Consider the following 22714-nt stretch of genomic DNA (forward strand, 5'->3'; position numbering starts at 1 on the left):
CAGCCGCCCGCCCCGCTCCCACACGTATTGGATGATTACTGGATGTTGGGCGACGTAGACGCGGCTTTTGGCTGCGAGTACAGGTCCAGCAGCGCCTGATCCAGAACCGATGAGGCGCCCCATGGGCGCGGATCGTTGAGGATGGCGACCACCGCCCAGGTGTTGCCATTGCTGTCGCGGCTGTAGCCGGCGATGGCGCGTACGGTGTTGAGGGTGCCGGTCTTGATGTGGCCTTCACCTTGCAGCGCCGTACGCTTCAAGCGTTTGCGCATGGTGCCGTCCATGCCCACGATCGGCATCGACGCCATGAACTCGGCGGCGTAAGGGCTTTTCCAGGCGGCCTGCAGCAAGGTCGCCATCTCCCGCGCGCTGACGCGCTCGTCGCGGGACAGCCCCGAGCCGTTCTCCATCACCAGGTGCGACGCGGTGATGCCTTTCTTCGCCAGCCAACCACGAATCACGCGCTGCGCGGCCTTGGCGTCGTCGCCGTCGGCCTCGTTGCGATAGCGTTCACCCAGGCTCAGGAACAGCTGCTGGGCCATGGTGTTGTTGCTGTACTTGTTGATGTCGCGAATGATTTCCACCAGATCCGGCGAAAAGGCCCGCGCCAGTACGCGCGCGGTCTTGGGCACGGTGCCGACACGGTCGCCGCCCTGGATGGTGCCGCCCAGTTCGTTCCAGATCGCGCGGACCGCGCCGGCGGCATAGCTCTGGTGGTCGAGCAGCGACAGGTAGGTCTGCGAGCTGCAGCCTTCGGCCAACTGGCCGCTGACCACGACGGTCATGCCGTCGGCCTGGGTGATCGGGTTGTAGCGCACGTCGCCCGTGCACTTGGTTCCTGGCAGCGCTTTGACCTGGTTGTCGATGCGAATGGTGGCGATCGGTGGTTCGACCGACACCAGCACCTTGCCGGTGTCGTTGCGGGTGACGAAGCGCAAGGCCTTGAGGTTGACCAGCAGGGAGTCCGGGCGGACCAGGAACGGCGCGTTTTCATCGCCACCGTCATCGTTGAAGGCCGGCAACTGCGGCTGGATGAAATGGCTGCGGTCCAGCACCAGGTCGCCGGTCACCTGACGCACGCCGTTGGCGCGCAGGTCACGCATGAGCAGCCAGAGCTTTTCCATGTTCAGCTTGGGATCGCCGCCACCCTTGAGGTAGAGGTTGCCGTTGAGCACACCGTTGCTCAGGGTGCCATCGGTGAAGAATTCGGTCTTCCACTGATAGGTCGGGCCCAGCAATTCGAGGGCCGCGTAGGTGGTGACCAGTTTCATGGTCGAGGCCGGATTCACTGATACGTCGGCGTTGAACACGGTCGGGCTGCCGGGGCCGGTGAGCGGAAGCATCACCAGAGACAGGGCGTCATTCTGCAGCTTGCTCGCCTTGATGGCCTGTTGAACCTTGGGCGGCAGTGTGGTGTTCAGGGGGGCAGCGCAGAGGGGAAGGGCCAGGGGCAGCATCAGGCCGGCGAGCAATAGTGGACGAAGAGATTTGATCATGTGCTTGAAAACCCTGCGGGCGAGGGGTGACGAAAACGAGGGCCATATAGGTAGATGAAGACCCCCACTACGGGTGAAACCGCCAGCATTATGCCCCAAGCGCTGCCTGCTTTGGCCAGCGGGCACCGGGATGGAGTGAATTTTTCCCATCAAAGCGACCGATCGACCTTAATGTTAGCAAGCTAACCATTGCCTTGACATTGTCTGCCTAAGCAGTAACATTATGTTTCGACGACGTATGAATGATGTACAAATCGTATCCATGCACACGCGCAGACATGCATTCGGCTAACAGGTGGACAGCTTCCGGCCCATGAATCACTACACCCCCGAGAACTTCCATACCTGCAACCTGGGCCTGCTGCTGGGCCGCGGATCGGCGTTGAAGGATCGTTTGCTGGACACGCATCTGGTGCCCTACGGCGTGACCGCAGCGCAATTCAAGGTGCTGATCATCAATGCCCGTTTCGGCATCGACACGCCGGCGGAGATGTCGCGCTACCTGTCGCTGGACAGCGGTTCGATGACGCGCATGCTCGACCGGCTGGAACACAAGCAATTGATCCGGCGCCAGCGCAGCGCCGCCGACCGACGCCAGGTGCAGCTGGTGCTGACCGATGAAGGCCAGGCACTGGCAGCGCGCCTGCCGGTCATTGGCGCCAACGCCATGAACGAGCTGGTGGGCATGCTCGATCGTGAAGAGATCGTCGAGCTGGAACGGATTCTCAAGAAGCTGTTGCAAGCTTCCGGGGATCCGCTGCTGGCGCTGGGTGCTGCCGCCGGCTGAATACTCCGACGTCAGCGCCCCGACCGATCTGCTCGACGCAACACCGACCGAACCCTTTCAGGTGAACTGCCATGGCCACTGCCACTGATTCCAATGCTTCCCAGCAACCGCCCGCAGCGCCGGCGGCCGACGACAAGGCTCCGGCCAATCGACGCAAGCGCAAACTCTGGTTGTTCATCCTGCTGGCCCTGGTGGTGCTGGGCGGTCTGGGCGTCTGGGCCTGGTACACCCTGTACGGGCGCTGGAACGAGAGCACCGACGATGCCTACGTGAACGGCAACGTGGTGGAAATCACGCCGTTGACCACGGGCACGGTGATCAGCATCGGTGCCGACGATGGCGATCTGGTGCACGAAGGCCAGCCCCTGGTGCAGTTCGACCCGAACGATTCGCAGATCGATCTGCAGAATGCCCAGGCCAATCTGGCCAAGGCGGTACGTCAGGTGCGCGGCCTGTACAGCAACGTCGACGGCATGAAGGCCCAGGTGGCTGCGCGCAAGGCGGAAGTGCAGCGCGCCCAGGACAACTATGGCCGACGCAAGAACCTGGCGTCCGACGGGGCGATCTCCCAGGAAGAGCTGTCCCACGCCCACGACGATTTGATTTCGGCGCAGAGCGCGCTGAGTAATACCCAGCAGCAACTGGCGACCTCGACCGCGCTGGTCGATGCCACCCAGGTGTCCAACCACCCCGACGTGCGGGCGGCGGCTGCGCAGTTGCGTCAGGCGTACCTGGCCCACGCTCGCACCACCTTGATCGCACCGGTGACCGGCTATGTGGCCAAGCGCACCGTGCAACTGGGCCAGCGTATCGAGCCGGGAACGCCGACCATGGCGGTAATTCCGCTGAACCAGTTGTGGATCGACGCCAACTTCAAGGAAACCCAGCTGCGCCACATGCGCATCGGCCAGCCGGTGGACATCACCAGCGATCTGTATGGCGACGAGGTGAAGTACAGCGGCACCATCGACAGCCTCGGTGCGGGCACCGGCAGTGCCTTCGCCTTGCTGCCGGCACAGAACGCCACGGGCAACTGGATCAAGATCGTCCAGCGGGTGCCGGTGCGGGTGCACATCAATCCGCAACAGTTGAGCGAGCATCCGCTGCGCATCGGCCTGTCGACGGTGGTGGATGTCGACCTGCACGACCAGAGCGGGCCGGTATTGGCGCAGCAACCGCCGCAGCAGGCGTCCTTCACCACCAACGTCTACGACAAGCAGTTGGGTGAAGCGGATGCCATGATCGCCCAGTTGATCCACGACAACAGCGCAGCGTCCGGCACCACGGCCACCCGCTGATCTACCCGAGCCGGCCCGTCACGGGTCGGCGCGGTCTCGCATTGCAAAGGGTGGATCATGGATTCCAAAGCCTCGTTCACGCCGCCAAGCCTGTTGCTCTGCACCATCGGCCTGTCGCTGGCGACCTTCATGCAGGTGCTCGACACCACCATTGCCAACGTCGCCCTGCCGACCATTTCCGGCAACCTGGGCGTCAGTTCCGAGCAGGGTACCTGGGTCATCACCTCGTTCGCGGTGAGCAACGCCATCGCCTTGCCGCTGACCGGCTGGCTGAGCCGGCGCTTCGGCGAAGTGAAGCTGTTCCTGTGGGCCACGATGCTGTTCGTGCTGGCCTCGTTCCTGTGCGGCATTTCCACCTCGATGCCCGAGCTGGTTGGTTTTCGCGTGGTGCAGGGCCTGGTCGCCGGGCCGCTGTACCCGATGACCCAGACCCTGTTGATTGCCGTGTATCCGCCGGCCAAGCGCGGCATGGCCTTGGCGCTGCTGGCCATGGTCACGGTGGTGGCGCCGATCGCCGGGCCGATCCTGGGCGGCTGGATCACCGACAGTTACAGCTGGCCGTGGATCTTCTTCATCAATATCCCCATCGGGCTGTTCGCCTGTGCGGTGGTGCGCCAGCAGATGGCGAAACGGCCTGTGCACCTGAGCCGGCAGCCCATGGACTACGTCGGGCTTATCACCTTGATCATCGGCGTCGGTGCCTTGCAGGTGGTGCTGGACAAGGGCAACGACCTGGACTGGTTCGAGTCCAGTTTCATCGTTATCGGTTCGGTCATCTCGGCGGTGGCCCTGACGGCCTTCGTCATCTGGGAGCTGACCGACGAGCATCCGGTGGTGAACCTGCGGCTGTTCGCGTTCCGCAACTTTCGCATCGGTACCCTGGTGCTGGTGTTTGGCTACGCCGGATTCTTCGGCATCAACCTGATCCTGCCCCAGTGGCTGCAGACCCAGATGGGCTACACCGCGACCTGGGCGGGCCTGGCCGTGGCACCGATCGGCATCCTGCCGGTGTTGATGTCGCCCTTCGTGGGCAAGTACGCACACAAGTTCGACTTGCGCCTGCTTGCGGGCCTGGCGTTCGTGGCCATCGGCACCAGTTGCTTCATGCGCGCCGGGTTCAACAGCCAGGTGGATTTCCAGCACGTGGCCCTGGTGCAGATGTTCATGGGGGCAGGGGTGGCGCTTTTCTTCATGCCCACCTTGAGCATTCTGCTGTCGGACCTGCCCCCGCAGCAGATCGCCGACGGGTCGGGACTGGCGACCTTTCTGCGCACCTTGGGCGGCAGCTTCGCCGCCTCGCTGACGACCTGGATCTGGATACGCCGGGCCGATCAGCACCATGCCTACCTGACCGAGAGCATCAGCACCTACGATCCGATTACCCGCCATGCACTGGAGCAGATGGGCGGCAGTACGCCTCAGGCGTATGCGCGGATGGAGCAGATGGTCAACAGCCAGGCCTACATGTTGAGCACGGTCGATTATTTCACCCTGATGGGGTGGATCTTCGCCGGGCTGGTGCTGCTGGTGTGGCTGGCCAAGCCGCCGTTCACCGCCAAGGCGGGACCGGCGGCCGGGGGTGGACATTGAGATCGGGGGTGCACCTTCGCGGCCACTGACCGCTCCCACGGATGAGGCGCAGTGCCTCCCGCAGGTGGCGCGGTATCTGTAGGAGCGGCCAGTGGCCGCGAACAGGGCGGCGCGGTGCGTCAGGCAGGCTGCGCAGTGAAATCGAACGGCGCCAGGTCGAAACCGTGCTCATCCACCTGCAGCACCCAGCCCTGCGCATCCCAGTCCCCCAGCACGATACGCCGCGCCGGTAGATCACCGATCTGCACCGCGTGCACCGCCGGGCGGTGGGTGTGCCCATGAATCAGGGTGGATACGCCGTGCTGGCGCATCACCCGTGGCACCTCTTCAGGCGTCACATCGACGATGTCGCTGGCCTTCATTCGCGTCTGTGCCCGGCTTTCACTGCGCAGCTTGCGGGCGAGCTTGTGACGGGTGCTCAGCGGCAGGTTCCGCAGGACGAACAGCGTCAGCGGATTGCGCAGCACGCGACGCAGGCGCATGTAGCCTTGGTCGAGGGTGCACAGGCTGTCACCGTGCATCAACAGCACCGGTTCGCCATTGAGGCGTACCACGCTCGGATCGGCCAGCAGGGTGCAGCCGGCTTTTTTGCAGAACGTGGAACCGATCAGGAAATCACGGTTGCCGTGCATCAGGAAGATCTTCGTGCCACCGTCGCTGAGCGCACGCAGCGCTGCGCAGATGGACGATTGAAAAGGGGTCATGGCGTCGTCGCCGATCCAGGCTTCGAAGAAGTCGCCCAGGATGTACAGCGCCTCGGCCGAGCGCGCGCGCCCGCCGAGGAAATCCAGAAACGCCCGGGTGATGTCCGGGCGTTCTTCCTGCAGGTGCAGATCGGAGATCAGCAGTATCACTCAACGATCTCGGCTTTCTCGATGATCACGTCTTCGGCCGGCACGTCCTGGTGACCTGCCTTGGAGGTGGTGGAGACGCCTTTGATCTTGTCGACCACGTCCTGGCCTTCGATCACTTCACCGAACACGGCGTAGCCCCAGCCCTGGGTGGTTTTCGAGGTGTGGTTGAGGAAGCTGTTGTCGCCCACGTTGATGAAGAACTGCGCCGACGCCGAATGCGGCTCCATGGTGCGCGCCATGGCCACCGAGTACTTCTTGTTCGGCAGGCCGTTGTCGGCTTCGTTCTGGATGCTCGGACGCTTGTCCTTCTTCTCTTTCATGCCTGGCTCGAAACCGCCGCCCTGGATCATGAAGTTACCGATCACGCGGTGGAACACGGTGTTCTCGTAGTGACCGGCTTTGACGTACTCGATGAAGTTGGCCACGGTCAGCGGGGCTTTCTCGGCGTTCAGTTGCAGCACGATGTCGCCGTGGTTGGTGGTCAGTTTGACGTTGGACATGGGGCTCTCTCTGTCTATGAAGCATGTTCTGTGGGAACGCTCTGTCGAGCATCCGATAACGACGGCGCCCAGTTTACAGGCGCCGATAGCCATTCAAAGGCTGTTTTTTTCCATGCTGCAGGATTTACCCGATAGTTTGTCGGGGCTGGCCTGTCAGCCGGTTGACCGCTTCGGCTATGATAAGCGCTTTGATTTGGTCGGCCTACCCTGGCTGCCGCCGCATCGTTCGTTCAAGGATTCCAATGAGCAAGCCCACCGCCGACAACGCTCCCACCTCCAAAGGCAATGGCCCTGCCGTGCCTACCAACTTCCTGCGCCCGATCATCCAGGCCGACCTGGACGCCGGCAAGCACAGCCAGATCGTCACTCGTTTCCCGCCCGAGCCCAACGGCTATCTGCACATCGGCCATGCCAAGTCGATCTGCGTCAACTTCGGCCTGGCCCAGGAATTCGGCGGTGTCTGCAACCTGCGTTTCGACGACACCAACCCGGCCAAGGAAGACCAGGAATACATCGACGCCATCAAGCGCGACATCAAGTGGCTGGGCTTCGAGTGGGCCGGTGAAGAGCGTTACGCTTCGCAATACTTCGACCAGTTGCACGATTGGGCCGTCGAGCTGATCAAGCAGGGCGATGCGTACGTCTGCGACCTGACCCCGGAGCAGGCCCGCGAATACCGCGGCAACCTCAACGAGCCGGGCCGCAACAGCCCGTTCCGCGAGCGCAGCGTCGAGGAAAACCTGGACCTGTTCGCACGCATGAAGGCCGGCGAATTCAAGGACGGCGAGCGCGTGCTGCGCGCCCGGATCGACATGGCCTCGCCGAACATGAACCTGCGCGACCCGATCCTCTATCGCATCCGCCACGCGCACCACCACCAGACCGGCGATGCGTGGTGCATTTATCCCAACTACGACTTCACCCACGGTCAGTCCGATGCCATCGAAGGCATCACGCACTCGATCTGCACCCTGGAGTTCGAAGGCCATCGGCCGCTGTACGAGTGGTTCCTGGACCACCTGTCGGTGCCGGCGCACCCGCGCCAGTACGAGTTCAGCCGCCTGAACCTCAACTACACCATCACCTCCAAGCGCAAGCTCAAGCAACTGGTCGACGAGCAGCACGTGCACGGCTGGGACGATCCGCGCATGTCGACGCTTTCCGGCTTCCGCCGTCGCGGCTACACCCCGGCGTCGATCCGCAACTTCTGCGACATGATCGGCACCAACCGTTCCGACGGTGTGGTCGACATGTCGATGCTCGAATTCAGCATCCGTGACGACCTCGACCGCACGGCACCGCGCGCCATGTGCGTGCTGCGTCCGCTCAAGGTGGTGATCACCAACTACCCGGAAGGCCAGGTCGAGCACCTCGAACTGCCGCGCCATCCGAAGGAAGACATGGGCGTGCGCGCCTTGCCCTTCGAGCGCGAGCTGTACATCGATCGCGATGACTTCATGGAAGCGCCGCCCAAGGGCTACAAGCGCCTGGAACCCAACGGTGAAGTGCGTCTACGCGGCAGCTACGTGATCCGTGCCGACGAAGCGATCAAGGACGCCGACGGCAACATCGTCGAACTGCGCTGCTCGTACGACCCGGACACCCTGGGCAAGAACCCGGAAGGGCGCAAGGTCAAAGGCGTGATCCACTGGGTGCCGGCCGCCGCCAGCGTCGAGTGCGAAGTGCGTCTGTACGATCGCCTGTTCCGTTCGGCCAACCCGGAGAAGGCCGAAGACGGCGCCACGTTCCTCGACAACATCAACCCCGACTCCCTGCAGGTACTGCGTGGCTGTCGCGCCGAGCCGTCGCTGGCCAACGCCGCGCCGGAAGATCGTTTCCAGTTCGAACGCGAAGGCTATTTCTGCGCCGACCTGGCCGACACGCAACCCGGTCGTCCGGTGTTCAACCGTACCGTCACCCTGCGTGACTCGTGGGGCTGAGCCTCGCCAGGCCAAGTTGAGGAATCGTTGTGCTGAATATCTACAACACGCTGAGCAAGAGCAAAGAGGTTTTCACGCCGCTGGACGGCAACAAGGTGCGCATGTACGTGTGCGGCATGACCGTGTACGACTACTGCCATCTGGGCCACGGGCGCAGCATGGTCGCCTTCGACCTGGTCACCCGCTGGCTGCGCTACAGCGGCTATGAGCTGACCTATGTGCGCAACATCACCGACATCGACGACAAGATCATCAACCGTGCGCGGGACAACGGCGAAAGCTTCGATGCCCTGACCGCGCGCATGATCGATGCGATGCACGAGGACGAAGCGCGCCTGAACATCCTCAAGCCGGACCAGGAGCCGCGTGCCACCGACCACATCCCGGGCATGCTGGCGATGATCCAGACCTTGATCGACAAGGGCTACGCCTACGCGCCGGGCAACGGCGACGTGTACTACCGGGTCGGCAAGTTCCAGGGCTACGGCAAGCTGTCGCGCAAGAAGATCGAAGACCTGCGCATCGGTGCGCGCATCGAAGTGGAAGAGGCCAAGCAGGATCCGCTCGATTTCGTCCTGTGGAAGGGCGTCAAGCCTGGCGAACCGAGTTGGGAATCACCCTGGGGTCCTGGCCGTCCGGGCTGGCACATCGAGTGCTCGGTGATGTCCACCTGCTGCCTGGGCGACACCTTCGACATCCACGGCGGTGGCAACGATCTGGAATTCCCGCACCACGAGAACGAGATCGCCCAGAGCGAGGCGGCCACCGGCAAGCCTTACGCCAACGCTTGGCTGCATTGCGGGATGATCCGTATCAATGGCGAGAAGATGTCCAAGTCGTTGAACAACTTCTTCACCATCCGCGATGTGCTGGAGAAGTATCAGCCCGAGGTGGTGCGCTACCTGCTGGTCTCAAGCCACTACCGCAGTTCGATCAACTACTCCGAAGACAGCCTCAAAGAGGCCAAGGGCGCGCTGGAGCGTTTCTACCATGCGCTCAAGGGCTTGCCCAAGGTGGCGGCGGCGGGTGGCGAGGCATTCGTCGAACGCTTTGCCAATGCCATGAACGATGATTTCGGCACGCCGGAAGCCTGTGCGGTGTTGTTCGATCTGGTGCGCGAGATCAACCGGTTGCGCGACAGCGATGTCGACGCTGCCGCGGGTTTGGCCGGCCGCCTGCGCGAATTGGGTGGATTGCTCGGCGTATTGCAGCTGGACTCCGACGAATTCCTGCAAGCCGGCGCAGCCGGTCGCGTCGATGCGGCCCAGGTGGACACCCTCATCGCCGCACGCCTGGCGGCCCGCGCCAACAAGGACTGGGCCGAATCGGACCGCATCCGCGACGAGTTGACGGCCATGGGTGTGGTGCTGGAAGACAGCAAAGGTGTCACGACCTGGCGGTTGGCGGACTGATAAAGCACATTCCCCGTAGGAGCGGTCGTCGGCCGCGAACCAGACGCTGCGGTGTCTGGGTTGGAACGCGTTGCGGCTTTCGCGGCCAGTGACCGCTCCTGCGGATCTTGCGTAGGAGCGGTCACTGGCCGCGAACCAGGCAAAGCGGTTTTCCCCTAGCGCTCGATCGAGCGGCTCCAGCGGGCGTTCCAGGCGGGGCGGAGCTGGTTGACCTGGTCCCAGTCGATGGCCACTGCCGTCTCCAGGTACTTCTCCATCGCCTGCACCTGACCACGGGTCTTTTCGGTGGTCGGCGTGTTGGGGTTGGACGGTATCTGGTCGCCTTCTTCCAGCGCCGGCGCTTGCGCCTCGGGGCTCAGCAGATAGGCCGCCAGCTTCTGCGCAAGCTCGGGCTGATCGTTCTTGGCAATCACGCACTCGGCCACGTTGAGCACCACCGCGCCTTCCTTGGGCTGCGCGTATTCAACCGGCACACCGCGCAGTTTCAGGGCCGTCACCTGAGTCGGCGTCAGCGGGAACAGCGCCGCTTCGTCGGTCTGGACCATCTCGGAAATCTTCGCGGAGCTGGCGATGTACTCCAGCACATTGGGGCCCACCGTCTTCGGCCACGCCTTGAACCCCGGCTCGACGTCGGTTTCGCTGCCACCCTGCAGCCGGTTGAACATCAGGAAGCCGTGCAGCCCGAAGGTCGATGACGCCAGCGACTGGAACACCAACTTGTCCTTGAAGCGGCTGTCGGCCATGTCCATCCACGAAGTCGGCGCAGCCCAGCCATTCTTCTTGAACAGGCGCGTGTTGTAGGCCAGTCCGGTCACCCCCAGGCTGACCGCGGCCGCCTGGTCCTTGATCCGCGCCTTGGCCGGTATCGCGGCCAGGCCGTCGCTGTCCTGCAGGGTGTCGCACAAGCCCATGGAAATGGCGCGGTACATGATGCCGTCATCGAGGAACATCACGTGGATCTGCGGATTGTCCTTGCTCGCCTGAACCTTGGCGAGAATGTCCGAAGAGGTGCCGGGCACGATGACCACCTTCACGTCGTTGGCCTGTTCGAACGCCGGCAGCACCTTGTCGGCGTACAGGCGTTCCATGGTGCCGCCGTTCATGCCCAGGTACAGCGTGGGCCCGGCCTGGGCGCCGGTGGCGGCCAGCAGGGCGGCGAGGGAGAGTGCGTGAACCGTACGTTTGACTGGCTTCATGAAAGCGACCTTCCTTTATGCAGTTCAAGGGGAGAAAAGCGTTGGATGGAAAACGCGTCGATCGGCGCCTGGCTGCGGCCCTCGACGACCAGTTGCGACAAGGCTTCACCGACGGCGGGGCCGATCTGGAAACCGGCCCCGGCAAAGCCGAAGGCGTGGATCAGGCCCGGTTGTACCTGGCTGTGTCCGATCACGGGCTCACGATCGGGCAGATAACCTTCGGTCCCGCTCCAGGTACGGATCGCCTGTGCACCGTGCAGGAACGGATACAACTCGACGGCGTTGCGCAGGATATCCAGGGTGGCCAGCTGGCCGGGTCGCGCCCGCAAGGGGTCCAGGGCAAAACCCTGCCCGCCGCCGAGCACGCAGTTACCCCGTGCCACCTGGCGAGCATAGATACCGCCACCTTCGACACCGGTGCTGACGTCCATGACCACCGGTAGCGGCTCGGTGACCAGCATGGCCGGGTGCCCGCTGGTCATGGGTACGTGCTCGCCGAATTGCTCGGCAATGTGATTGGCCCAGGCCCCGGCACAGTTGAGCAGCCAGGGCGCGCGCAGCCGTTCGCCATTGCTGCAGGACACCTCGAACGCGTGGCCGTCATGGTCGAAGGCCAGCGCCTGAACCTGCTCCACGATCCGTGCACCGGCCCGCCGGGCGGCGGCTGCGAAAGCCGGCGACACCAGGCGCGGATTGGCATGCCCATCACCGCTGCACAGCGAAGCGCCGACCGCCACGTCGCCGACCCAGGCAAACCGCTTGCGCAGCTGACCGTGGTCAAGCAACTCCACACCCAGGTCGAAATCAGCGGCAGCGTTGGCCCAGGCTTGCAGCTTGGCCATGTCGGTGTCGCTGCGGGCCAGCTTCAGATGGCCCGAACGGACATACTCGCCATCGATACCGATCAAACCGGGCAGGTCGCTCCACAGTTCATGGGCACGCTGGGACAGGGGCAGTTGCACCAGCGAACGCCCCTGACGGCGTACGCCGCCGTAGTTCACGCCACTGGAGCGCGATCCACAGAAATCGCGCTCCAGCAGCACCACGCGCTGACCGTGCAACGTCAGCATCAGAGCCGCCGACGCACCGACGATCCCGCCGCCGATGATGATCACATCGGTTTCAGCGACGCGGCTCATGGCTGCACCTCGACACCGAAGGGCAACGGCTTGATCGGCGCCTGGGCGCGCAGGCGACCGACTTGCTGCGGTGAACACGCGGCCGCCTGGGCGATGATTTCCACCGCTGCGCTGCCGCACATGCGCCCCTGACACCGGCCCATGCCGACCCGGCAATGGGCCTTGACCCGGTTGATATCGGTGTGGCCGTGGGCGACCACCTGGCGAATCTCGCCAACACTGATTTCCTCGCATCGGCACAGCATCAAGTCGTCGGGGGCCAGGCTGGCCCACTGCTCGGGGAACGGGAATGCGGCTTCCAGGCCGACGCGAAACCCCTGGATGCGCGCCAGCTGCCGCTCGAGCTGTGGGCCACGTTCGCTGTCAATGGTGATGCCCATGTCTTCGAGCAGGGCCAATGCTGCGCGCTCGCCGGCCATTTCCGCCGCATCGGCGCCCATGATCCCGGCACCGTCGCCGGCCAGGTACACGCTCGGCACGCTGCTGCGCCCGGCCTCGTCGCGGCTTGGCAGCCAAGCCCGGTTGAGCGGGCTCCAGCTGAATTCGCAGCCCAGCAAATCCGCCAGTTGCGTTTCGCTGCGCAAAGCATGGGCGAAGGCCAGTCCATCGCAGGCCAGGCTGTGTCGGCTGCCAGCGCGTTGCCAGGTGACGGCTTCGACTTTTTGCTCGCCGACGACCTCGACCACGGTCGCGCCCTGATGCACGGCAATCCCATGGGCAGTCAGCCAGGCCCGGTAGTACAGGCCCTTGGCCAGGTTCGCAGGCTGAAGCAACAGCCGTGGCAGGGCAGCGACCTGGGCACCGAAGGGCGAGCTGTCCAGCACGGCCAGCACCCGTGCGCCGGCCTTGGCGTACTGGTAGGCCACCAGGTACAGCAACGGCCCGCTGCCCGCGAAGACCACTCGTTCGCCGATGGCGCAACCCTGGGCCTTGAGCGCGATCTGCGCGGCGCCGAGGCTGTACACGCCGGGCAAGGTCCAGCCGGGTACTGGCAGGATGCGGTCGGTGGCGCCGGTGGCAATCAACAGGTGGTCGTACTGGATAGTGCCGACCCGCTGCTGACTGAGCGTGTGCAGGTGGCCATCCTCGGCGTTCCACACCAGCGTGTCGGGGCGGTAGTCGATCTGCGCGCGCAGCGCGTCCAGCGCCTGATGCACCGCCCCAGCCTTGCGCGCTTCGAAGCCATAAAGTTGACTGGCCGAGCGCTGGAAATTACCCGGCGCACGCCGGTAGACCTGGCCGCCACCCTGCAGGGCTTCGTCCACCAGGCACGGCCGCAGGCCGTGGGCAGCCAGGGTCTGCGCCGCACGGATGCCAGCCGGTCCGGCGCCCACGATCACCACCGCGCTCACGAGCGCCGCCCCAGGTCGCGGTCGACCTGCATGCCCGCTTCCAGGGGCGTGGCGCAGGCACGCACCCTGCGGCCGTCACCCAGCCGTACCAAGCAGTCCTGGCAGGCGCCCATCAGGCAGAAGCCGGCACGGGCCTGGGCACTGAAGTCGCTGCCACGCACATGGTCGGCGCAGGTCAGCACGGCGGTGAGCAGGGTATCCCCTGCCAGGCCGCTCACGGCCTGTCCGTCGAGGGTGAACGGCACCGAAGGCCGATCGAGTTCGGTCAGACGCTTGAACAAGGCCATCAGTTTTTCCCCACCAGTACGCGGTCCAGCCCATACACCCGGTCGAGCAGAATCATGGTCGCGGCGGTCAGGGCGATCACCAGCGCCGACACCGCTGCCATCATCGGGTCGATGGATTCAGTGGCGTATACGTACATGCGCACCGGCAAGGTCTGGGTCGCGGGGGAGGTAACGAAGATCGACAGAGTCACCTCGTCGAAGCTGTTGATGAACGCCAGCAACCAGCCTCCGGCGACCCCCGGCAGGATCATCGGCAAGGTGATCTGCCGAAACAGGGTGAACCGACTTGCGCCCAGCGACTCCGCCGCCTGTTCCGCGCTGCGATCGATACCGATGGCGGCGGCGATCACCAGGCGCAGCACATAGGGTGTGATCACCACCACGTGAGCCAGCATCAGCCAGACGAAACTGCCATTGACGCCCATCAGCGCGAACAGGCGCAGCATGGCCACACCCAGCACCAGGTGCGGAATGATGATCGGCGACAGAAACAGCGCATTGAGAAAGTTGCGTCCCGGAAAGTGATAACGGGTGATCGCCAGCGCCGCCGGTACGGCGATCAAGGTCGCCAGGGTCGCGGCCACCACTGCCAGGATCAGGCTGTTATAGAACGCGTCGATGAAGTCGGCGCGCTCGAACACCGCGCGAAACCAGCGCAGGGAAAAGCCGGAGGTGGGCAGGGTGAGGGTGTTCTCCGGGGTGAACGCCACCAGGCACACCACCACCAGCGGAGCCAGCATGAACACCACCACCAGGGCATGAAACGACAGGGCCAACGGACCGTTCTTGGACATCGATCATTCCCCCAGGGCTTTCTTGTAGCGACCTTCGACCAGGCGGTTCCAGGACAGCATGATCAGCAGGTTGGCCAGCAACAGCGCCACTGCAATGGTCGCGCCCATGGGCCAGTTGAGTTCCGAGAGGTACTGGTCGTAGACCACCGTGGCGACCATCTTCAAGCGTCGGCCACCCAGCAGGCCGGGGATGGCGAACGAGCTGGCCGCCAGGCCGAAGACGATCAGCGTGCCCGACAGCACCCCAGGCATGATCTGCGGCAGCACCACACTGCGCATCACCTTCGCCTGGCTTGCGCCCAGCGACTGCGCAGCCTGCTCGGCGGCCGGATCGAGCTTCTGCAGCGAGGTCCAGACCGGGATGATCATGAAGGGCAGCATGACGTGGACCAGCGCCAGAATCACCGCGAACGGTGTGTAGAGCATTTTCAGCGGGCGTCCGCCCAGCGCGGCGATGGCCTGGTTGATCAGCCCGTCGGCACCCAGCAGCAGGCTCCAGCCGAAGGCGCGCACCACCACTGAAATCAGCAGCGGCGTGAGGATCAGGATCAGGAAGATCGAGCGCCACGGGGTACCCATGCGGCTGAGAATGTAAGCCTCCGGTACGCCGATCACCACGCACAGCAGGGTCACCAGCGCACTGATCCAGAAGGTCCGCCAGAAGATTTCGTAAAAGTAGCTGTCGCTGAGCAGGCTGGCGTAGTTGGCCAGCGTATAGCTGTCGCTCTTGACCCCCACCTCGTAGTCGAACAGGTTGAAGGACAGCACCAGCGTCAGGCCCAGCGGCACGATCAGCAGGGCGACGAACAGCGCCAGCGCCGGCGCCGACAGCAGGTATCCGCGGCTCATGCGCAGACCTCGTGATCCAGGACGCGAAGCAGTTCGTGCGGCCAGTCGAGGCCGACAGTGATGCCGGTTGCCAGCGGTGCACTGCCATCGTTGCGGCGCACCACGGTGATCTCGCCCAAGGCGGTGTCCAGGCGGTACAACCATTGGCTGCCCAGAAAGTAGCGGGTGACGATGCGACCTTGAATACGGCCTTCGCCGGCGTTGCAGATGTCGATCTTCTCCGGGCGCAGGCTCAACATCAGTTCGCCGTCCCCTGCCTGAGCCAGCGCCTGTGGCTGGCCCAGAGCGTCGTATTCGCCGGGCAGCAGGTTGGCCTTGCCGACGAAGCCGGAGATGAACGGCGTGCGCGGGTGCTCGTACAGTTTGTAGGGTTCATCGATCTGAGTGACCTGGCCCGCTTGCATCACCACCACCCGGTCACTGATGGACAGGGCTTCGGCCTGGTCATGGGTCACCATCAGGGTGGTGATGCCGACTTCGCACTGGATGCGGCGAATCTCGAACTGCATCTCCTCGCGCAGGCTCGCGTCGAGGTTGGACAACGGCTCGTCGAGCAGCAGCACTGGCGGCTGGATCACCAGGGCACGGGCCAGGGCCACGCGCTGGCGCTGGCCTCCCGAAAGCTCCCGCGGATAGCGCTCGGCATGCGCGGTCAGGCGCACCAGCGCCAGCACCTGGTCGACGCGGGTGCGAATGTCGCTATTGCTCACCTTGCGCATCTTCAGACCGAACGCGACGTTGTCGCGCACGCTCATGTGCGGAAACAGCGCATAGCTCTGGAACACCACGCCCAGGCCGCGGCTGCTGGGTTTGGCGTGGGTGATGTCGCGTCCGTCGAGGACGATCCGGCCGCTGGTCACGTCGACGAAACCGGCAATCATCTGCAGCGTGGTGGTCTTGCCGCAGCCCGAAGGGCCGAGCAGCGAGACGAACTCGCCCTGGCTGACGCTCAGGTCGGTCGCCACCACGGCCTGTACGGATCCGTAGCGTTTGCACAGTGCTTGAAGTTCGAGAAAGGCCATGGCTGCGTTCTACCTGTCATTGTCGGCCGCATGTGCGGTGCGTTGATCGAGGGCAGAGGCGAAAGGGGTCCTGCAGTGGGGTGGCGCTCGATCTGAGTCGGCTGCCGGCTATTGTTGGTCTCGCCCCGTGGACGAAGAGTAGGACGAAGGCTAGGATGGCGAAAGCGCTTATTTCACTGAGCGGGTAGGTATTTTCGAATTAATCCTTTCAATGAAATCAGGTGCTCAAGTTATGGATAATGATTCCACTGAACGGAATACCGAGCCGGGTGTAGGCAGTGTGTCCAGGCTGTTCGCCGTGTTGCGTGGCTTGTCGGCTGCGCCAGCCGAGGGTGAGCGGGTGATCCAGCTCGCCGAGCGCATCGGTCTGTCGCAACCCACCACCCATCGGCTGTTGCGCGGGCTGGTGGAGGAGGGCATGGTCGAGCAGGATGCCCGCAGCAAACGCTATCGGCTGAGCCTGGAATTCTTCGCCCTGGCCGCGCGTGCCGGTAACGGCAGCAACCTGCGCGAGCTGGCACGGCCCAGCCTGCTGCGGTTGTCGGCCTCTTTGGGTGACTCGCTGTTCCTGCTCGCGCGCAGTGGTTTCGACGCGATCTGCCTGGACCGCAGCGAAGGGCCCTATCCGATTCGGACCTTCACCGGCGACATCGGGGGCCGCGTCGCACTGGGGGTAGGCCAGGGCAGTCTGGCCATCCTCGCGTTCCTGCCCGAAGACGAGCGCGAAACCGTGATCCACTACAACCTGCCGCGGCTCAGGGACCTGCACCTGTACGACGAAGTGCTGCTGCGTTCGGAGGTCTCCAGCGTGCGCCAGCTCGGTTATGCCGCGCGCAACACCGGCGTGTTGCCTGGCATGGCGGGCCTGGCGGTGCCGATACTCGACCGCGACGGCCATGCGGTCGCAGCCCTCAGCGTCGCCACCATCAGCGACCGGCTCGGCCCCGACCGACTGCCCACGGTGGTCGAACTGCTCAAGCGCGAGGCCGCCGCCATCGGCCCGCGCCTGAACCCCTTCGACCCGACCCTGCGCCGACCGTCGCAGACTTTCGGCAAGAGCTGAATCCACAGCTCATAGCGCGTGGCCCTGCGCGCGCAAGCGCTTGTACAAGGTATTGCGGCTGACACCGAGGCGCCGGGCCAGGCGGGAGATGTTGCCGTCGCTGGCCTGCAGCAGCTCACCCAGGTCGCTGACCTTGGCCAGGGTCAGCAGTGGCCGTGCCGGGGCGGATGCCAGCACGGATGCCTGCGCCGGTTGCGGGCCGGCTTCGAGGAGGAAATCTTCAGGCAGATGCTCAAGGCCAATGACGTCCTCATCGGCCAGCACCAGCGCCACCTTGACCACCGCCGCCAGCTGGCGCACGTTGCCCGGCCAGGGATGGACCATGAAGGCCGCCCACACATCGTCGCTGAAACCGGCGGTCTGCTGCGCTTCGCGGTGCGTTTCCCACACCTGCTCGATCAGTTCGCGCTTGTCGCTGCGTTCGTTCAGGGTCGGGAGGTGCAAGGTCATGCCCGCCAGGCGGTAGTACAGATCCTCGCGGAACAACCCGGCCTGCACCCGTTGGCGCAGGTCTTCATGGGTCGCGGAAACCAGGCGGATATCGACCGGTATCGGATCGCCGCCCCCCAGCGGCTGGATGCAGCGCTCCTGCAGCACGCGCAACAGCCGCGCCTGGGTGGGCAGCGGCATGTCACCGATCTCGTCGAGGAACAGGATGCCCTTGTCGGCCTTGCGCACCAGGCCGGGGCTGCCCTTGTGGCTGGCGCCGGTGAAGGCGCCACGTTCGTAGCCGAACAGCTCCGACTCGACCAGTTCGGCGGGAATCGCCGCACAATTGACCGCAATCAGTGGGCACGACGCGCGGCTGCTGGCCCGGTGCAAGGCCTTGACCAGCACCTCCTTGCCGGTGCCAGTGTCGCCGCGCAGCAGCAAGGGCACATCCTTCTCCAGCAGGCGCAGCCCTTGTTGCAAGGCCTTGTCCAGGCGCGGGTCGGAACCCCGTCGCGCGGCGGGCGGCGCAGGACGCAGGGCGGGCTTCTTGAGCAGGCATTGCAGGCGGCTGCGTCCTGGCGGTTGCAGGGCAAAGGTGCGCTCCGGCGGATGGTCGAGCAGAGCCTGGGGCGTCAGTCGGAACAGCTGTTGCAGGGTCAGGCCAGGCAACTCGGCACCCAGCAGGCTGTCGGCGCGACGATTGGCGGCCAGCACTTGACCGCTGTCGTCGAACACCAGCAACCCGGCCCACTGGCTGTCGAGGTTGTTCACCCCGGTGTTGAAAATCAGTTGGTGATGCCGATCGGCGAACGCCTCCAGGATCAGGCGGTTCTCGACCGTCTGGCTCATCATCTTCACCAGCCCCAGGGTATGCGAAGGCGGCAGGTGGCTGTCACTGGAGACGTCCAGTACCGCCACCATCTGCCGCTGGGCATCGAAGATCGGTGAAGCCGAACCGTTCATCAGGCGGTTGGCCAGCAGGAAGTGTTCGTCCGGCTCGACATGCACGGCCTGGCGGCAGGCCAGCGCGGTGCCGATCGGATTGGTCCCGGCGGCCGCTTCCAGCCAACAGGCGCCAGGCGCATGGCCCAGATGACCGGCACCCGCGCCGGGCTGCGCACCCCAGGACCTGAGCAGACGGGCCTGCGGGTCGGCCAGGCGGATCAGACAACGCGAGTTGCCCAGGATGTGTTCGTAATAGGGCAACACCTCGCGGTGGGTGGTGTGCAGCAAGGCCTGGTGACCGTCGAGCATCTGTTGCAGCGCAACGCGCGCCAATGGCTCGAAACGCGGTACGTGATGATGCTCCAGCCCCGCTTCGCGACAGCGCGCCCAGGAGCGTTGAATGAGTTGATCGTGGGCGAGGGTTGGGTTGGATACGGACATGGTTCAGGTATCCCGGCGCGCGGCCTTGTTGTTTTTGTTCATGCAGTGTTGTTCACGGTTGTTCATTGTCAATGCGCCAGGCGTTCATTTTTGTTCAGGGGCGAACCTGACCTCCGGCCCACACCTGCGCCCGAACCGTTTGGCTCGCGCCTGCCGGCATGGCACACGGCAATTGGCACGGTTATCGCTCTGGGTTTGCCAGCAGTCGTACCGACGCAAAGCTGCAACCGCTTCCAATAATAAAAAAGGCGCCGCCATGTCCCTTGTGCTCGAGCAGGTCACTCGTCGTGTGGAAAACCAGTTGTACATCGACAACGCATCGCTGGTACTGGAACCCGGTTCGTTCAATGTCCTTCTGGGACGCACGTTGTCCGGAAAGACCAGCCTGATGCGGCTGATGGCCGGCCTCGACAAACCCGATCAGGGCCGAGTGTTGATGAACGGCGTGGACGTGACCGGCAAGCCCGTACGCCAACGCAACGTCTCCATGGTCTACCAGCAGTTCCATCAACTACCCGACCATGACCGTCTTCGACAACATTGCCTCACCGCTGCGCCAGGCCGGCATGGCCCGCGAGCAGATCGAAGAGCGGGTGCTGCAGACCGCGCGCATGTTGCGCATCGAGCCGTTCCTCAAGCGCCATCCACTGGAACTGTCCGGTGGCCAGCAACAGCGCACGGCCATGGCCCGAGCGCTGGTCAAGGATGCCGAGCTGATCCTGTTCGACGAACCCCTGGTCAACCTCGACTACAAGCTGCGCGAAGAACTGCGCTTCGAAATGCGCGAACTGTTCCTGACTCGCCACACCATCGCCGTCTATGCCACCACCGAACCCAACGAAGCCCTGGCATTGGGCGGCACGACCACGATCCTGCACGAAGGGCGGGTGATCCAGAGCGGCAAGACGTCTGAGGTCTATCACCGGCCGGCCAGCGTGCTGGCGGCCGAACTGTTCTCCGAGCCACCGATCAACCTGATCGATGGCCGCATCGGCGGCCAGGAAGTCAGCTTCGCCAACTTCGTCCACTTCGCTCGCAACGTTGATCTGTCCGCCGTCCCGGATGGCGACTACCGCTTCGGCGTACGACCCAGCCACATCGGCCTGACGCCGAGCAACGACGATGACCTGGAGTTGGCGGTGACCGTGGAGCTGGCGGAAATCAGCGGCTCGGAGACCTTCCTGCACGTACGCAACGAGTATTTCTCCCTGGTGCTGCACCTGCCGGGGGTCCACGACTACGCCGTGGACGCGGCGATACCGGTATACATCCCGACCCACAAGCTGTTCGTGTTCCAGCCCGGTGGGCAATTGGTCCAGGCCCCCGGCCTGCGTGTGGCGAGGGCTGCCTGATGGCCGAGATCCGTTTGCAGCACCTGGCGCACAGCTACAGCACGCACCCGTCGGCGCCCGAAGACTATGCGATCCGCGAGATGGATCACATCTGGGAGCAGGGCGGCGCCTATGCCTTGCTCGGCCCGTCCGGCTGTGGCAAATCGACCTTGCTCAACATCATTTCCGGTTTGCTCAGCCCGTCCCACGGGCAGGTGCTGTTCGACGGCAAGGTGGTCAACGACCTGCCGCCCGAGCAGCGCAACATTGCCCAGGTGTTCCAGTTCCCGGTGGTCTACGACACCATGACGGTGTTCGACAACCTGGCCTTCCCCCTGCGCAATCAGGGCAAGTCGCCCGAGCAGGTGCAGGCCCGGGTGCAGGAAGTCGCCGAAGTCCTGGACCTGCAGCGACTGCTGCAGCGCAAGGCGCGCAACCTCAGCGCCGACGAGAAACAGAAGGTGTCGATGGGCCGCGGCCTGGTCCGCGATGACGTGTCGGCGATCCTTTTCGACGAGCCGCTGACGGTCATCGACCCGCACCTGAAGTGGAAACTGCGACGCAAGCTCAAGCAGATCCACGAGCAGTTCAACATCACCATGGTCTACGTCACCCACGACCAGCTTGAGGCCTCCACCTTCGCCGACAAGATCGCCGTGATGTACGGCGGCCAGATCGTCCAGTTCGGCACCCCGCGCGAGCTGTTCGAACGACCGGCGCACACCTTCGTCGGCTACTTCATCGGCAGCCCCGGCATGAACCTGGTCGACGTGCTGCCCGAGCGTGGCGGCGTCGGCTTCGGCGGCATTCACGTGCCGTTGTCGGAAGCCTTGCAGGCGCGGATCGCCCTGGGCGGCTGGCAACGCCTGCAGATCGGCATTCGCCCCGAGTTCATCCGCGTCTGGGACGAGAGCTTCGAGGCCGCCCTGCACGGCGAACGGGTGCACCTGGAAGACCTGGGCACCTACAAGATCCTGACCCTTGCGCTCGGCGGGCAGACCTTCAAGGTGCGCCTGCCCGAGGACCGCGCCGTGCCGGAAGGCACCGTGTTCATCAGCTTCCCCGCGCAGTGGCTGATGGTCTACGCCGATGATCGCTTGCTGGAGGTGCACCCATGAACAAGGTCCAGAACAACAAGGCCTGGTGGCTGGTGCTGCCGGTGTTCCTGCTGGTGGCTTTCAGCGCGGTGATCCCGATGATGACCGTGGTCAACTATTCGGTGCAGGACATCTTCGATCAATCCAGCCGCTATTTCGTGGGCGCCGACTGGTACCGCCAGGTCCTGCAGGACCCGCGCCTGCACGACTCGCTGCTGCGCCAGTTCATCTATTCGGCCTGCGTGCTGCTGATCGAAATACCCCTGGGCATCGCCATCGCCCTGACCATGCCGGCCAAGGGCCGCTGGTCGTCGCTGTGCCTGATCGTCATGGCCATCCCCCTGCTGATTCCGTGGAACGTGGTGGGCACCATCTGGCAGATCTTCGGCCGCGCCGACATCGGTCTGCTGGGCTACACGCTCAATGCCATGGGAATCAGCTACAACTATGCCTCCAATACCCTGGATGCCTGGGTCACGGTGCTGATCATGGACGTGTGGCACTGGACCTCGCTGGTGGCACTGCTGTGCTATTCGGGCCTGCGCGCCATCCCCGACGTGTACTACCAGGCTGCGCGCATCGACCGTGCGTCGAACTGGGCGGTGTTCCGTCACATCCAGCTGCCGAAGATGAAAAGCGTGCTGTTGATCGCGGTGATGCTGCGCTTCATGGACAGCTTCATGATCTACACCGAACCCTTCGTGCTGACCGGCGGCGGGCCGGGCAACGCCACCACGTTCCTCAGCCAGACCCTGACCCAGATGGCCGTGGGGCAGTTCGACCTGGGCCCGGCCGCGGCCTTCTCGCTGGTGTACTTCCTGATCATCCTGCTGGTGTCCTGGCTGTTCTATACGGCCATGACCCACAACGACAAGCAAGGTTGAGGCGG

At 64.3% G+C, this 22714-nt stretch carries 19 protein-coding genes and 1 pseudogene; 9 read left to right on the forward strand and 11 right to left on the reverse strand.

Translation table 11 applies throughout. From position 1 onward, the window contains the following. Positions 1 to 35: 35 nt before the first annotated feature. Positions 36 to 1496 carry a D-alanyl-D-alanine carboxypeptidase/D-alanyl-D-alanine endopeptidase gene (dacB, locus tag ABMD26_RS19005; RefSeq protein ID WP_134723222.1) on the reverse strand — a complete coding sequence of 487 codons (1461 nt, stop codon included), beginning with the start codon at positions 1494 to 1496 and terminating at the stop codon, positions 36 to 38. A 313-nt stretch (positions 1497 to 1809) separates the two neighbouring features. Between dacB and ABMD26_RS19010 the strand changes: the two genes are divergently transcribed. The 3 genes from ABMD26_RS19010 (at position 1810) to ABMD26_RS19020 (ending at position 5171) form a co-directional block, all read left to right on the forward strand. Beyond that, complete coding sequence (locus ABMD26_RS19010) at positions 1810 to 2283, forward strand: MarR family winged helix-turn-helix transcriptional regulator (RefSeq protein ID WP_049858876.1); 474 nt, start codon at positions 1810 to 1812, stop codon at positions 2281 to 2283. Positions 2284 to 2354: 71 nt separating this feature from the next. Then, positions 2355 to 3581, forward strand: a complete 1227-nt coding sequence (locus ABMD26_RS19015; RefSeq protein ID WP_049858875.1) for an HlyD family secretion protein — start codon at positions 2355 to 2357, stop codon at positions 3579 to 3581. 57 nt (positions 3582 to 3638) lie between these two features. Further along, positions 3639 to 5171 carry a DHA2 family efflux MFS transporter permease subunit gene (locus ABMD26_RS19020; protein WP_049858874.1) on the forward strand — a complete coding sequence of 511 codons (1533 nt, stop codon included), beginning with the start codon at positions 3639 to 3641 and terminating at the stop codon, positions 5169 to 5171. A 119-nt stretch (positions 5172 to 5290) separates the two neighbouring features. Here the strand turns inward: ABMD26_RS19020 and lpxH are convergent, their stop codons facing one another. Then, on the reverse strand, positions 5291 to 6025 hold the full coding sequence (gene lpxH / locus ABMD26_RS19025; RefSeq protein WP_134723221.1) for a UDP-2,3-diacylglucosamine diphosphatase: 735 nt from the start codon (positions 6023 to 6025) through the stop codon (positions 5291 to 5293). Beyond that, on the reverse strand, positions 6022 to 6525 hold the full coding sequence (locus ABMD26_RS19030) for a peptidylprolyl isomerase (RefSeq protein WP_049858872.1): 504 nt from the start codon (positions 6523 to 6525) through the stop codon (positions 6022 to 6024). The genes lpxH and ABMD26_RS19030 overlap by 4 nt, the downstream gene beginning before the upstream one ends. Positions 6526 to 6767: 242 nt before the next feature. On the opposite strand from ABMD26_RS19030, the gene ABMD26_RS19035 reads away from it, so the two are divergent. Together ABMD26_RS19035 and cysS are read left to right on the forward strand one after the other, a co-directional pair. Beyond that, the gene (locus ABMD26_RS19035; protein ID WP_134723220.1) at positions 6768 to 8465 is read left to right on the forward strand and encodes a glutamine--tRNA ligase/YqeY domain fusion protein; all 1698 of its coding nucleotides are present in this window, start codon (positions 6768 to 6770) and stop codon (positions 8463 to 8465) included. A gap of 29 nt (positions 8466 to 8494) precedes the next feature. Next, a complete protein-coding gene (gene cysS / locus ABMD26_RS19040) occupies positions 8495 to 9877 on the forward strand; it encodes a cysteine--tRNA ligase (RefSeq protein ID WP_134723219.1) in 1383 nt (460 codons plus the stop codon). A gap of 155 nt (positions 9878 to 10032) precedes the next feature. Here the strand turns inward: cysS and ABMD26_RS19045 are convergent, their stop codons facing one another. Genes ABMD26_RS19045 through ABMD26_RS19075 form a run of 7 tightly spaced genes read right to left on the reverse strand, consistent with a single transcriptional unit; the run spans position 10033 to position 16516 of the window. Further along, the gene (locus ABMD26_RS19045; RefSeq protein WP_049858868.1) at positions 10033 to 11073 is read right to left on the reverse strand and encodes an ABC transporter substrate-binding protein; all 1041 of its coding nucleotides are present in this window, start codon (positions 11071 to 11073) and stop codon (positions 10033 to 10035) included. Continuing rightward, positions 11070 to 12212: an NAD(P)/FAD-dependent oxidoreductase gene (locus tag ABMD26_RS19050; protein ID WP_354311236.1), complete on the reverse strand. Its 1143-nt coding sequence runs from the start codon at positions 12210 to 12212 to the stop codon at positions 11070 to 11072. The genes ABMD26_RS19045 and ABMD26_RS19050 overlap by 4 nt, the downstream gene beginning before the upstream one ends. Next, complete coding sequence (locus ABMD26_RS19055) at positions 12209 to 13564, reverse strand: FAD/NAD(P)-dependent oxidoreductase (protein WP_354311238.1); 1356 nt, start codon at positions 13562 to 13564, stop codon at positions 12209 to 12211. The genes ABMD26_RS19050 and ABMD26_RS19055 overlap by 4 nt, the downstream gene beginning before the upstream one ends. Continuing rightward, entirely contained in the window at positions 13561 to 13851 is a 291-nt protein-coding gene (locus ABMD26_RS19060) for a (2Fe-2S)-binding protein (protein ID WP_354311240.1), read from the reverse strand. Before ABMD26_RS19060 ends, ABMD26_RS19055 begins: the two co-directional genes overlap by 4 nt. Then, positions 13851 to 14645, reverse strand: coding sequence for an ABC transporter permease (locus ABMD26_RS19065; protein ID WP_056843590.1), 795 nt, complete (start codon positions 14643 to 14645; stop codon positions 13851 to 13853). The genes ABMD26_RS19060 and ABMD26_RS19065 overlap by 1 nt, the downstream gene beginning before the upstream one ends. Positions 14646 to 14648: 3 nt before the next feature. Then, positions 14649 to 15494, reverse strand: coding sequence for an ABC transporter permease (locus tag ABMD26_RS19070; protein WP_049858863.1), 846 nt, complete (start codon positions 15492 to 15494; stop codon positions 14649 to 14651). Beyond that, the gene (locus ABMD26_RS19075) at positions 15491 to 16516 is read right to left on the reverse strand and encodes an ABC transporter ATP-binding protein (RefSeq protein WP_122743545.1); all 1026 of its coding nucleotides are present in this window, start codon (positions 16514 to 16516) and stop codon (positions 15491 to 15493) included. The genes ABMD26_RS19070 and ABMD26_RS19075 overlap by 4 nt, the downstream gene beginning before the upstream one ends. Before the next feature lie 232 nt (positions 16517 to 16748). Between ABMD26_RS19075 and ABMD26_RS19080 the strand changes: the two genes are divergently transcribed. After that, the gene (locus ABMD26_RS19080; RefSeq protein WP_354311244.1) at positions 16749 to 17579 is read left to right on the forward strand and encodes an IclR family transcriptional regulator; all 831 of its coding nucleotides are present in this window, start codon (positions 16749 to 16751) and stop codon (positions 17577 to 17579) included. A 9-nt stretch (positions 17580 to 17588) separates the two neighbouring features. Here the strand turns inward: ABMD26_RS19080 and ABMD26_RS19085 are convergent, their stop codons facing one another. Further along, positions 17589 to 19397 carry a sigma-54-dependent Fis family transcriptional regulator gene (locus tag ABMD26_RS19085; protein ID WP_354311246.1) on the reverse strand — a complete coding sequence of 603 codons (1809 nt, stop codon included), beginning with the start codon at positions 19395 to 19397 and terminating at the stop codon, positions 17589 to 17591. A gap of 256 nt (positions 19398 to 19653) precedes the next feature. On the opposite strand from ABMD26_RS19085, the pseudogene ABMD26_RS19090 reads away from it, so the two are divergent. The 3 genes and pseudogenes from ABMD26_RS19090 to ABMD26_RS19100 all read left to right on the forward strand — a co-directional run bounded on the left by ABMD26_RS19090 (position 19654) and on the right by ABMD26_RS19100 (position 22709). Then, positions 19654 to 20749 (forward strand): annotated as a pseudogene (locus ABMD26_RS19090) (ABC transporter ATP-binding protein). After that, positions 20749 to 21846 carry an ABC transporter ATP-binding protein gene (locus ABMD26_RS19095; protein ID WP_354311248.1) on the forward strand — a complete coding sequence of 366 codons (1098 nt, stop codon included), beginning with the start codon at positions 20749 to 20751 and terminating at the stop codon, positions 21844 to 21846. The pseudogene ABMD26_RS19090 and the gene ABMD26_RS19095 overlap by 1 nt, the downstream one beginning before the upstream one ends. Continuing rightward, a complete protein-coding gene (locus ABMD26_RS19100; RefSeq protein ID WP_049858857.1) occupies positions 21843 to 22709 on the forward strand; it encodes a carbohydrate ABC transporter permease in 867 nt (288 codons plus the stop codon). The genes ABMD26_RS19095 and ABMD26_RS19100 overlap by 4 nt, the downstream gene beginning before the upstream one ends. The last annotated feature ends 5 nt before the right edge of the window (positions 22710 to 22714 follow it).

The organism is Pseudomonas sp. PvP001 (assembly GCF_040546375.1).
Lineage (GTDB): Bacteria > Pseudomonadota > Gammaproteobacteria > Pseudomonadales > Pseudomonadaceae > Aquipseudomonas > Aquipseudomonas coleopterorum.